General features: G+C 68.0%; 2 protein-coding genes. Both read left to right on the forward strand.

Annotated elements, in window-relative coordinates; genetic code table 11:
* The first annotated feature begins 40 nt into the window (after positions 1-40).
* Positions 41-7,255: a hypothetical protein gene (locus F6X51_RS23645; RefSeq protein WP_150966129.1), complete on the forward strand. Its 7,215-nt coding sequence runs from the start codon at positions 41-43 to the stop codon at positions 7,253-7,255.
* Between the two features lie 16 nt (positions 7,256-7,271).
* The gene (locus tag F6X51_RS23650; protein ID WP_150966130.1) at positions 7,272-13,532 is read left to right on the forward strand and encodes a hypothetical protein; all 6,261 of its coding nucleotides are present in this window, start codon (positions 7,272-7,274) and stop codon (positions 13,530-13,532) included.
* Positions 13,533-13,607 lie beyond the last annotated feature (75 nt).

A 13,607-nucleotide genomic window follows, 5' to 3' on the forward strand; every position in this document is an offset into this window, starting at 1 on the left:
TGCAACGCTGCCAATGTTCTTACCGAGACGGGAGCTGCCAATGCAGACGACGCCTCAGGAAGGCGGGCGGATCGCACTGATGGCGGTTCGCGGCGGCGAGAAAGCCGGTTCGCGGTGCCACGTTTTAGTCATAGGCACGTTTGGCGACGACACCCGCTGGCGCTACGTCATCTTCGATCTGGGCGACCTGAAGCAGCTTCTCGCGGACGCGCGACATCCATTGGATGCGCCGGCGAATCTTCAAGCCTACGGCCCGCGATTCTACATCGACCCGGATATGGAAACCGGCCTCCTGCGCCCGAACGAGCGCGAGGACGTGCTCGATGACGCGGGCACCCACATCCGCAGGTTCCTGAATGCGGCAGATCCAGCTGACGCAGGGGAACGTGCGCGGATCGACTTCGCCCTCCCGTTCCGGAGCGTCGCACGACTCATCTTCTACCGACGGGACGATCAGCCCGGTCGGTCGCGGGTCGTGCCGTTGGCCGCCCTGGACACCTGCCACGACGAGCCCAATCCGTCTTCGCCAGAGCCCACACCGCCGTCACCGGTGCCGGAGAGGTCCGCCTTCGTCCATCTCGGCTCTCGCGTCATCCTGTTCCGCAATCGTGCGAACCCGGAGGACGATCCTGGCTTGCTCGACGGCTTCGCCGTCATGGGACAGGTTCGCCTCGCCCTCAACGGGCACAACTCGGATCTGAGCAGCCATACGGAGACCGCCGACGAGGCCAACGACACGCTCGGCTTCCTGCGGCTCCTTGCCGTCCGCCCAAAGCTGGCGAGCGACAAGACGCCTCGTAGTCTCTGGAACATGGATGGACATTGGGCTGCGGGCGGCGCCCAGTTTGACCGTCTGCGCATCGGGTTCAGCGTAGGGCATGGCGGGAACGACGCGGGGCCCAATCGCGTCTTCAGCAGCCTCATCAAGGACGCGGACCTGAGCGGCTTCCTGCCCTCCGACGAGGCCTCGTACGGGCGCGAGCGGCGAGCTTACAAGCAAGCCGTGAGGAGCGGCAACGATCCCGCTGCCCTGGCGAATTACATCCCGGCCGGCGCCGCCCTCGGCCTGCCTCGAGACCGTCGCCACCACGTGACCCGCGAGCTTGGATTCCGGGCCGCGGAGATGAAGGAAAAGCGCGTCGTCAGGCTTATCCTACGGCTTGAGACGACGTTCGCCGCCATAGGGCAGGCTTTGCAATCGGGCATCCTGGAGCCCACCGTGCCACCGGGCTTTGCCTTTCCGGCGGACGACCCAGGCTACATCCTGGCACAGGAGCAGCCGCGCGGCACGGTGAATGACTCGCTCGAACCAAGCACGCGCAGCGCCTGGGTGCTGACTGCCCGGGCGGACCGTCTCGGAACCACACCGAACGACCGGGTCACGCCGAAAATCCTGGAGGCTAGCCGTGCAGCCGTCGCCGGAGTTCATCGCTCCCTGAGAGAGGTCCGCGACGCTGGCCCGCTCTCGTTCCTTCCGCTTCTCACGGGTGACGGCCCGGCTCTCCCCTGGCACCACGTCGGCTTCCTCATCGATGTTGCGCCAGCGCGGCGGGCCTTCAGTGCCAGGGGCGACGTCGTCGCGACGTTCAGAACGCTTGAGCCACGCTTCATTCCCGACATGTGGCTCGGGCATGGGGTCTCGGGCAGCCTCGAGGCCCGTGGAACGGGACAGCTGTCGCGGGTCGCGCTGCTTGGGAGAGACCGGGCTGCCCTGAGCGTCGCGATCTCTGCGCCGCTCAGGGCGAACCCGCGCGCCGACAAGCCGGCGCTCTGCACGGATGCGCCTAGCTGGCAGCCCGCCATTTCTGAACTGGATCCGTCGGAAGCGCCGACGGGAACCACCTTCTCCGTCCGCGTCATCGCATTGACCGTCTCGGGGTCGCGCACCCCCCTCTGCCAGATCGGCGCCCTGCGCCTGCGGTTCGCTCCTGACTTCAGGCAGCGCAGCGGGCTCAACCCGCATGGGGCAGCGGACATCGTCGGTGAGGTTGGTACACCCGCCGACCAGACGGGTCTTTTTCGCCTCCTGCGGCTAGCCGCGGATGCGCGGGATCCCACGGCGCGCCGGGCCGGTATCGATGCGGTGCTGAAGCTTCCGCTCGCCGGGCTCGAGCCCGGCGCGCAGGACGACTTGCCTGACGATGCACGGATCAAGGCTGACCAGAGGGCAGGCGATCCTCTTGCATTGTCAGGTCATCCCGATCCGGATGCTCCCCTCCTGTTTCCGGTCGGCCCAGCTGCCCCAAGCGATACCGCTCGCTACCATCTCGTCGCCGACGAGACCGTTACCCGCCACGCCAACCATACGCTTGGCCTTGCGGTGCGCGCATTCAAGGAAGGAGCCGGAAACGAATCGAAGGAGCCCGACGGACGTGTCGTCATCCTTGACCCGCGTCCGCTGCGGGTCGCGGCCGTCGCTTACGGCCGGTTCGCCGCGCTTCAGACAGACGGCTCCAACGAGATCGCCGTCTGGAATGCAGGGGGTGAGAACGGGTTGTCGTGGCGCCTCGCCAACGAGCGCGAGGCGGTCCACCTCCTGCTGCCGCCGCAGGTGCTGGGCGAGGCCATGGAGAAAAACATCGGTCCGCCCGCCCCCGCGGACCCGCACGGCGGGCTGACGGTACAGGGGTTGCCCCCCGACGTGAACGAGCAAGTGCCGGCCGCTGCCCGCTTCGGCTCGGCCACGGTCCTGACGCTCGATCCGTCATATTTCGACACACGCTACGTGGAGCCTGGCTGGAACCTGCGCCGCTTGATGGGCTGGCCGGGGCAGCGGGCGCCGGGCAGCGGATTGCGGGACCTACGCCTTGAACTCGCCTATGGGCTGATTGCGCGCGCGCGGCCGGACGCCGGCGTCCGGGTGGCGGAGATCGGCGCCACCATCGGTGCGCCGGCGAGCCTGCCGGCCGAGCAGGCTGGCGCCGACGACGCGCCTGCCCGCCTTTACCTCAGCGCCTTCCGTCGCCTCCGTGCCCTCGAGAGCCGTCGGCTCGCCGTCGACAAGCTCTGGCAGGATCGCGCGGACGGCGATCTCACGCTGGAAGCAGGCATCACGTTTCGCCTGCGCCGAACCTTCAAGCGCAAGACAATCGACGAGACAGGCGCCGAGGTCACGACACACCACGGGCCGATCACTCCCTTGCGCTGGCCGGTTCCCGGTGGCCTTCCTGGCGACCTGCACCCCGACATCGCGTCCGCGTTCTCCGCGAACGAGGACGACGAGACGGCATTTCCCGGGGGCGTGTCCTGGGCCTTCGAATCGGCCGCCATCCTGAGGACCGTGTACGGAGTCCCGGACTCCGACGGCGGGCGAATCCAGAACCTTCACCTCTCGGCACTTGGCGCCTGGGGTGGACAGCGCGCGCTCTTCGATGAGCGCCGGCAGGCAATCGAGACCGAGACCGGCATGGGTCGCGTCCACCGCTGCAAGCTCGAACGGATCGGGCGGATCGGTGCGCTTTGGAATCGAGCCAAGCACGTCATCATCTACGAACGGACGGTGGTGCCCTCGACGCAGTTCTACCACGTCGGTCCAACCGGCGCGGTCGAACGGGAGCAAGACGAGCTTCTGGGTCGCCCAATCCTGCGCAAGGTGGAGGAATACGTCGAGATCCTCCAGCCAATCCGGCGCTACCCGGAGAGCGGCAACGCGGTCTCGGCAGCCGGGTGCCTGATCGGTGTCGACTTCCGGACCCAGCGCATCCGGGTGGACTCGCGCTGGGGCGGCGACATCGGACGCGAGGGCTGGCAGGTTCCCCTCTGGAACACCCGTTTCGCCGGATCTCAGAATGAGCCCGATAACCCCGACGACCCCGCCTTCGTCTATCCCAAGCCGCAGATTCGCTTTCTCGTAGCCGGCGAGGGCGGCGGCGAGATCGCTCTCGAGATCGACGAACCTCAAAAGCTCGCCTTCTACACGTCGACGCTCAAGGGGGAAGGCGACGACACCGACGCCTGGCGCCCCGTGCGTGACATCGATTTTGTCGACGTGCCGCTTCCGGCAAGACCAAAGCGCGAGCCGGTCAACGCCGACCTCGTCGATGCGCTCCAGCCCCCGGAGCCGAGACATGTGCCGGGATACGAGCGGCTCACCATTGGTCTCTCGGAATCCAAGCAGGCGGCCGCGCTGACCCATGGCCGACAGGAGGATGGGCCGGTCGCCCTCCTGCGCAATGTCACCCTCGGCCGCGCGCTTCCGCTGGAAATCAAGCCCAAGGACGACGATTTCACGCGCGCCATACGGCTGGGGACGGCCCTGGCGGAGGCGACCGTTCGTGCACGCGGCGAGATCGACCGCTCTGCAGGGGCCGCCGCCGCTCAAGTTGCGGCTGCTACCGTCGAGCTCGATCGGGCGAGCGATCTAGGGCATTGGAAGGGAGAGGCGAAAGCCGCGGTCGACCGCCTGCTCGAAGACAGCTTCGTCGAGAACCTGGAGAGGGGCGTGGGCGACGCGGTCGCGGACCTGCGCGCCATCCCGGAATTCAGGCTCGGCGACGCCTGCGAGGCCCTCAAGGGCCGCGTGCGCATGCAAGTCGAGGTGCAGCTCGACCGATTCGGGCGAATGGGCGAGGCGGCGATCGCCGGCGCGGTCGGCGCGATGAAGGAGCCGCTCCAGGCGATCGAGAGCCGGGCCCAAGCCTTCCTAGTGGGCACAGAGGACGTGCTCGACAGGCAGGCGGGAGAGCTGAAGGAGGCCCTGCTGGCGGGCGTCGACGGACTGGCCGCGCTCGTCGACGATATCGAGCGGAGCGTGCAGGACAAGCGCGCCCGCGCGCAGGCGGACGTGCGTGGCATCGCCGACCAGATCGCAGGAGGGATCGACCAAGCCGAGGGCGATCTGCAGGGCGGGATCGGCGAGGTGCGGGAGCAACTCGAACTTGCCTCGGCCGTGCTCAAGGATGCGTCACAGCCGCTCGACAGCGCCAAGGCAGCGGCGGAGGTGGCCCGAGGGCACATCGAGGTGGCGCGCAACGCCTTGGCGAAGGTCGACGCGGGCCGTGCGCCCGCAGTCGCGCGACGCATCCTGGTCCTCGCAGGCGAAACCCTGGACCGCGGCGACCGGGCGCTCGCCGCCGTCGCGGTCGCCATCGATGCCGACCGGGCACGGCTTGCACAGGCCATCGATGAGGCCAAGGGCAAGCTCTCGGCATTCCTGGACGCCCTTCGAACGCGCATCGAGGCGCTCGCCACCACGGCGGACGGGTCCGCCCTCCGCGAGATCGAAGGTCTGACCAACGGCATCCTGGACAGCGCCGGCATGGTGGTCGCCGAAGGCTGCGCGGCACTCAGGACGGCACTGCCCCCGTTGCGGAACGCAATCACGGCGATCGACCCGACGCAGCCGCGCGATCCCTTGCTGGAGAAGATGCGGGAGGTCGTGGACAGGGTCAGGTCGGCCCGTGCCGACCTCGACGCGGCCATCGGCGATGTCGGGGCGATCTCGGCCAGCATCCTGCGCGCGGCGCAGACGGCCGTGCGGGCCGAGCTCGCCACTAAGCTGGTCCCGGCACTGGACGCGACCTGCGCCACGTTCGAGGGCTTCGCGGACGAGATTGGCAAGACGGCTGGCAAGGCCGCGGACTGGATCAAGGAGAACCTCGATGTCGCGGGCTATCGCGAAGACTTGAGGCACGAGCTTCACGCGTTGATCGACCGGGTCGAGGGCGACCTCGACGACGTCAGGAAGCGCGCGGGCGAGATCAGGCGCGAAGCGGAGCGGCGGGTCGCGCAGCTCGCCGGCGACGTCGAGCGCCGGGCTCGGGAGTTTGCCGGATCGATCCAGGAAGGCGTTCGGGACGCCCTCGGCGCGGACCCTGTCGAGCTGGCGGACCACGGCACGCGCATGTTCCAGCAGGGATCGGACACGCTCCGCCTGATCCGGGCGATCGGCGATCCGCCCAAGACGGACCGTCTCGGCTTCAACCGTTCCGAGGTCGCCTACCTGTTCAGGGAAGCGAACAAGCTCGTGGACATGACCCCGGCGGTTGCCCTGATCAACCGGGCCGCAGACACCGCCGCAGCGGCCGAGGCGGCCGCCGAGGCCGCCGACAAGCTGCTGCAATCCTTTGGCGTCCGCCTACCTGCCTCAAGCCTCGCCGACCAACTCGTTCCCGACAAGTTGCGCAACCTCGACGTCTCGCGGCTTCTGCCCGATTTCGCCGGACTCAAGCTCGATGGCCTGTTCAAGAATCTCACCTTCCCGGACCTGCCCGATTCCGATGCGATCAAGATCCGGCACGGCTACGACAAGTCCGAACTGAGAGCTTGGCTCGAGGCGGACGTCGACATCCCTTTCGGCGACGCGGCGACCCTCCTCGAGTACGGCCCGGTCAAGATCGTGATCGACGACGCGCGCTTCACATCGACCGCGCGGCTCTCGGCCGGCCGCGACGGCAGCGAGCGTCGGATGTCGGGTCGCATCGCGGGCGACTGGCGAGTCATGGCGGGCGGCCAGACCGTCCTCACTTTCCGTCGTACAGGGCTTCTTTTCGACGAAACCGGTCGACTCGATTTTCGCATTCAGCCCGACCGGGTCGAACTCGCGGATGCATTGAAGTTCCTGACCGACTTCATGAAGGCCACGAAGCAGAAGGGTGGGCTACAAGTGACCCCCTTTCTACGCGGCGGCATGCCGGCGGGTGTCGCGGCGTCTCTCACCATGCCGATCCCGCCGATCCAGACCGGCGCCTTCGGCATCTCCGACCTATCGCTCCATGTGCTGTTCGGCATCGCAGCGGCTCCGGATTTCGAGCTGTTCACGGAACTGTTCCTCGCCACCAAGACGGCACCGTTCACCCTGAACGTCTGGATCCTCAACGGCGGCGGATTCCTCACCTCGCGCCTGTCATTTCTACCCACGGCGCGGCCGGCGCCGCTGCTCGCCTTCAGCCTCGAGATCGGCATCCTGGCAGGGGTCGGCCTGGGCTTCTCCTTCGGCGTCGTTTCGGGCGGCGTCTGGCTCCAGGTGGGCTGCTCGGTCCAACTCCTCTGGCGGACCGGCGGCGGCTCCGCCACGACGATCCGCGTCTTCATCCTGGCTCGCGGCAACGTCGACGTCGCCGGCCTGATCACCGCCTCGATCAACCTCTTGCTCGAGGTTGCCTACGACGGCGCCAACATGATCGGGTCCGGCACGCTGTCGATCCGGGTGAGGGTCAGCATGTTCCTCACGCTCTCGGTATCGGAACGCGTGCAGTACGTCTTCGCCGGGCGTAGTGAAGGCACGGACGGTTCCTACTCCGAAGCCTACGAGTGACGGAGCGGGGGCATCCATGGCTCGCACGATCAGCCTGCACGTCCAGGTCGACCGCCTGCCCGATACGCCGACCCATCGCCAGGTGGGCGTCAGGGTGAGCGCCGCGATCCGTCCCGACGGCATTGACCGTGCCACCGAGGCCGACCGCGCCCACCTGATCCCCTGGCGGTGGAGTGATGGCGCGGGCAGCTTCTGGGATCCCGACGCACCCGAAGCCTGGAAGGTTTTCGCCGTCGAGGGGGGCAAGGCCTCGTCGCTCGCCGATGCCGCGCCCGTCCGGCTTCAGCGCCTCGACAGCGGTGACAGGCTATGGGCGGCAACCGAGCGGCGCGTCGACGATATCGGCGAGCCGAGCCGCTTCGAGGTCCCTCAGGGTGAAGTCGCGGGTACGACGCTATTCGGCTTCGTCGAGGGACTGACTGCGCTGCCGGCGCCCTATCCCGCCACCTTCAAGGTCTGGTCTTGCTTGAACCTACCGCATTCTACAGGTGACGACCGGCGCGAGATCCTCGCCTTGCCGGTCTTCGGCCCGGCCGGCGAAGCCTACCGGCTTGAACCTGCCATCGCCGACGGGGACGCGCTCACCCCAGGCCGTGACGCCAATGGGACGATCATACCGGGCGCCTGGGACATTCCCTACCGATCCATGGCCGCTGCGGGCACCCATCCGGACGCGGCGGCTCAGGTGCGCAGTGCCCGCCCGCCCGAGAAGGCCAGCGCACAGATACTTGATACAGCCGCCTTCACGATTGCGAGGGGGCGCGGAGACGGGCAGGAGGATTGGACCGCCGCCGCCGACGAGGACTGGATGGCGGCGCTTCCCGACCGTTTCGCGGAAGCGCTCGACCCGACGCCGCGCCTCCTGTCCGCGCTCGACGCCATCATACACAGGGCGGTGAGCGCCGATCCGACGAGTCCCGAAGCTGCCCCCCTCGAAGTCTTGCGCGACAGGTCGTGCCGCGCCCTACTCCTTCGTCTGATCGATACGGTTGCGTGGCGGGTCATGGCGCCCGCCACCGCCTCGGCCCCGCTTGTCGCGGCCCCGGCCTCGCTCCTTCCGCTTATCCCGCAAGCGGGAACACCGAACGATCCTGGAGTTGCTGCGGCCGCGGCGACCATGCACGCCGTCCTCGTGGCCCTGAGCGATCGGGAGGGGGCTCTCATGGTCGGCGACGGGCGTCCGGACGCGCCCGCGCCCGATACGTTCCGCCTGCGCTCGCGAGGCGCCCTTGCGGCACTCGTCGGCGCATCGGCGGACGAGATCGATGAGGGAGGGAAACAGGACAAGGCCAGTAACACTCGCCCTGTCGACACGGAGGACGCGTTCCGGGCCTGGCTGTTGGCCCGTTGGCTGTCGGAGCCGGAAGGTCGGTCGCAGCGGCCTCTGCCCGAGATGACGGACCGGTGGATCGCCGTCGACAGGGAGGTGGAGTGGACGCCAGACGCCGCGAACAGGTTCGCCATGCGCTTGCGGCCTCAGCTCGACCTGGCCCATCTGCCGGACGTCACCTCGATCCGCGTCCGGATGGTCCTCGCCGATGCCGCGATCCCTTCGACGCTCGCTGTCGCGGTACGCGTACCCGGATCGCCCGAGGTCGCGGCGCAGCCTCTCGCTGAGATCACCGTCTCGATCGTCGTAAACGCGGACGGCTTGTCCTTGGGCGGGAGGGATCCGCGCCCCGTCGACGCGGCCCGGCCGGTCGACGTGATCCTGACTCTTGTTCCAGACGGGACAGAGACTCTCTTGGTTCTCGGTGCGGAGCAGGGCGGTCGCGCCATCGACCACGCTCCCCGCGAGGACGCTCCCCGGATCCGGTCGGAGCGGTCCACGATCCGAGTTCGCGCGACCCAAGGCGCCTTTGCGGACGTATCGGTCCCGCTCCCGGGGGAAATCGAGGATACGTTGCGCCCATACCTCGACAAGGGGGTCACGACCGGCGCACTGCGGCTCGCCATCGCCAGGGCATTCGCGGGGCCCTACCTTCCGCATGTCGTGTCGGGTGCGGATTCCGGCATGGCCGACGCAGATCCGCGCGATCGCGTCGTCAAAAGCTTCGCAGCCTTGGTCGGACCGCTCTACGACGATCTGCGGGACCGCGCCATCGCTGCCCTGGGCGGAGAGGGCATGGTGCCCGACCCGGTCGTGGACCTGTTCGGGAAGCTCGTCCTCCGGGCAGCCGCGGATGCCATGTCCCGCGCCGGCTCCATCGTGCCGATCACGCGCGCCGGCGGGCGGATCACACCCCGCGCCGCACCGATCGTCCTGCCCATCGACCAGGTTCAGCCCTTCGCCGTCGGAGATGATCTTTGGGGCCGCTTCGCCGGCGTGGGAGCGTTGATCGGGCGCGCGAACCGGCTCGACGCCGCGCTGCCGGATGGGTCGGACGCTAGCCGGAGCCGTTGGTGGAGTCTCAACGCCGCCGACCTGCATGTGCCGGCCGCGCCGGGCGGTAGGCGGGAGCGGCTCGACGCAGGCAACTGGGCGCGCCGGGTCGATCCGGTCCCGATGCAGGTCGCAGAGGTCGGCGGCGTGCGGGCCGCCAGCCTCGTCTACGACAGCCGGTCGCTGGTCGGCGAGATGCCGGCCGACGTCTCGCACAGCGAGGATGCCGTCCTACAGGCCTATCGCCGCCCGGAGGCCTACGCCTTCCCGAGGGCGCTGCAGGTCGGCGATCGAAGCCTTCCCGGCGGAGCCTTGCCGCCCTTGTCCTTCGGCAAGGCCTTCTTCGTGCTTCCGTACCTGATCGGGCACGGTGGGACGTTGCCGATCGTCCTGCGGCGGGATCCCCTCGATCCGGTACGCCCTAGGTGGGTCGGAACCGGGGAGTCCTTCGAGATCGAGCACGACGCGCTCGACGCCGAGACCCGGGACACCATTCGTCAGGTTGCCTGCCTGCGCACGGCCGCAATCGGCGCACCGCGTCTCGACGCGAAGGCCTCGACGAGCCTCGGCGTGCCCGGGGAAGTGACGCCACTCGCCGGCGAACTGCCCATCCGTCCCGCACTGGTCACACTACCGGCTGATGAGGAAGCGCGGTTCTACATGGACCTCGAGGCGCTTAAAGGGACGCTCGAGTTCGCCTCATCCGATCCGGCGCGGAGGGCCCTGCAGGTCGATCTGGGAGGCGTGGGGCTTGCCGCCGGCGTCCGGCTGACGCTTCGCATCGTCGGAAGCGTGGCTGAGAATGCGTTCCTTCTCACGCCCCTTTGCGAAATCTCGATCGACAACTCGGACTGGCCGCTGGGGACCGCGGGATTGAGGATCGCCGTCGGGCCGCACGGCATCGGGATTTTTCGCGAAGCCGCGCGAACAGACCTGATGGCGGACGAACCATCTTCCTATGACCTTGTTCGTGGCCTGCCGGCGGAGAGCCTGGACAGATGGGGCACCTTCGCGGTCGCGCTTCAAGCGAGCGCCGAGATCGATGTGGTGCCACCGACGGTCGCGTTCGGCAGCAGGCAAGGCGGTCCCGATGCGCCCGCGAGTCCGCCCCGGGCCGAGGACCTCGTGATCCTCGATGCCTTTCCCCAACTCGCTCCCGAGGTCGCCCACCGGAAGCGCACGGTCGCGGTCCTGGACGGCATCGGTCCAGGCAACCTTCCGACCGCCAAACTGCGGCTCAGGAGGCCCGCCACGGATTTCGGCACCTATGCGCAATGGATCAACTGGGCATTGTCCCATGAGATCAGGGGGCGCCTGGACGCGGAACACGGCCATCAGACCCGGGTGCGCTCTTCGGGCGACCAGGTCGACATGACGATCGACGATCCCGCCGTCGTCGCCCTGGCGTTCGAGCTCGTCGAGATTTTCCCCGGCGCCACCGTCCATCCTGTCACGATCCTCGGCGGATCGAATCGGGAAACCGTCACCGACATCATCGCCTCGCGTGGCAACGGGACCGACGTCGAGATCAAGGTGGTGAAGCGAGGTGCGGCCACGGTGACGCCAAATGCGGTCACGGTCGTCGCGGGCTGCATCTATGAACTGCGGATCTACGGCGCGGTCCCGGAGGAACAGCCAGCGATCGCCCCCGGCCGCCGCTCGGCTGACCGGATCGCGGCACCCGTTCGGCATGCCCTTCGAAAGGTCGTCGTCGGGACGACAGGATACAGGCTCGGCGCTCCGCTGTCCCTGACCCTTGAGATCGCGACCGACGAAATGCCGGACGTCGAGCGGGTCGGCCACAACCTGATCGCCATTCATGCGCGTCGCGGAATGGAGGAACTCACGGATGACGCCGCATTCGTGAGGCTCAACTGGCAGGCACTTGGTCCGACCGACGCCGAGGCCTACCGGCTGTTCCGTTACGTCAATCGGGTCGGCCTGTTCAGCCAGCTCTGGACTTGGAGGGGCCGCCCGCATCCCCAAAGGGCCTTGATCACGTCTTGTGGCAACGTGGACGAAGACACGACCCGGCTCCTGTTCAGCGGCCGACGGGACGACGACATCGGGATCGTCCTGAAGGCCGAACTCGGACGCATCCATCTCTCGCGGGAGCCGCTGCCCACGCGCTCCCCGCTCATCGAGAAGAATCTCGGCTATCGCGGCGGCGCCAACCTCTGGCGGTTCGGCCTGCGGTTCACGAGCCGTTACGCTGCCATGCGGCCCGAGGCCTCGGGTCTTACGCGATTCAGCCATCGCGCCCCTTCCAGGGCCCGGGCGGATTGGGCATTGCTCCCGCTGCTCGACCGGCCCACCGGACGCGTGCCGACCCGGCCCCCACTGTCACTCGTGCTTCCGCTCACGGAGCCCTTCATGAGCGAGACGGCGGTTCCGCCGCTCCTCGCCATCTTCGCGGAGGGCATGTTCGCGAACGCGCATATCGGCGACGGGATCGACGCGGTGATCGACTACGTCCGTCATCCCATCCCGGAAGAATATGGCGGCCCTGCCCAGCGCTACTGGCCCCAGATCGGGCCCGACCCGGTCCTTAGCGCGCGCGGTCACGACGGAAGCCCGGTCCCGCTCCGGATCGACGGTCCGCTCGGCTATACCTACGATTTGGAGGCGGAAGCGCCCCGCTTCAATCATTCGGGCTGCGTCGTCAGCGTCGTCAGCCCCGAGCGTCCCGCGCCGGACTGGATGATGGCAAAGCTGCGCTTCCGCCGCCTTGAGGATCCCGAGTTGCTGGAAGCCGAGCCCGTCGCGGGTGACGCAAGCAGCATCTATCCTGTCGCGAGCAGGCCCGCTCCTCCGGGGCGCCCCCCCTGGCGTGCGCTCGGAACGGTCCACGAAGGCTTGGCGCTCGATGTCGACGCACCGCCGGACGAGGGCGGGTTGGTACTCCGTGTCGGTCCCCTTCCGACCGTGGAGGCGAGCGCATCGCAGCTTGCCGTGGATTGGGCCAGGACTGACGATAGGTTGTCGGTGAGGCTCGGCCCCACCCTCGGCGGCAGTGGTACCTGGATTGCGCCGCTTTCCGAAGGAAGCTCGTTTCGTTTCAGACTCGTCGTCTCGCCGCGTGAGCGCCCGTCGGACGGCCTCACGCGGATCAAGCCGATTCTCGACCTCGCCTTGCGCGTGCTCATCCAGCGTGAAGGGGAGGGCTTGGTGCGCGAGCACGAGAACACTTGGATCACGATCGCATGCCTGCCCTTGTCCGGTGTCGTAGAGGTGGCTCCGCTGGATGCCGTCGGCATCCAATTCGAGCCGAGGCCGAAGACGGACGTGAAGGTTCGTCCGGTCCGTCTGTCCGCCTTCTCGCCGGCCGTCTGGTGCCAGTTCGCCCAGCAGTTCTCACGCGTGCGCGTCGTGATCGACGGGACCGATGAGGTGCGAGAGGTGCGGTGCGAAGACATTGCCGTGACCATCGGGCCCGGATGGCGGCCGCGCTACAGGCTCGATGGACCAGGCCCGGCATCGGCGCCGCTCAAGGAGATACTCCCGCTTGTCCCGACCGCCGCCGGGGCTCAGGTTGCGTTCGGCCTCGCCGCCGTCGTGACCCGCTATGTGCATGACGCGTTCGATCGCCTACGCGAGCTCCCCATGCGTGTCTTCGATGCGAGCGTCGGGGCGGACCCGGTCTGGACGAATCTCGATGACCGGACGGATCCCGCGTCCGCTAACGAGGGGCGCATCCGTTTCCTGACCCTGCAGAGGCTGCAGAACGTGACGGTAAAGGAAGCCGACGATCGGTTGGTCCGGGTCAAGCCGGCAGTCTTCCCCGACGACTTTTTCAACGAAGTTCTCGGCGAGGACATCGAGCGTGATCCCCTGGACGCGAAGGGACGTGTCGTCGGGACGTCGAAGCCGATCTATTGGACCTACGCTCCCTGATCGCGGATGTCAAAAAGCTTTGGAACGGGACCCCGGATCGGCGTGCAATTGGGACCCCTTCGCAAGCTGGGTACG

It is taken from the genome of Methylobacterium planeticum (genome assembly GCF_008806345.1).
GTDB classification, from domain to species: domain Bacteria; phylum Pseudomonadota; class Alphaproteobacteria; order Rhizobiales; family Beijerinckiaceae; genus Methylobacterium; species Methylobacterium planeticum.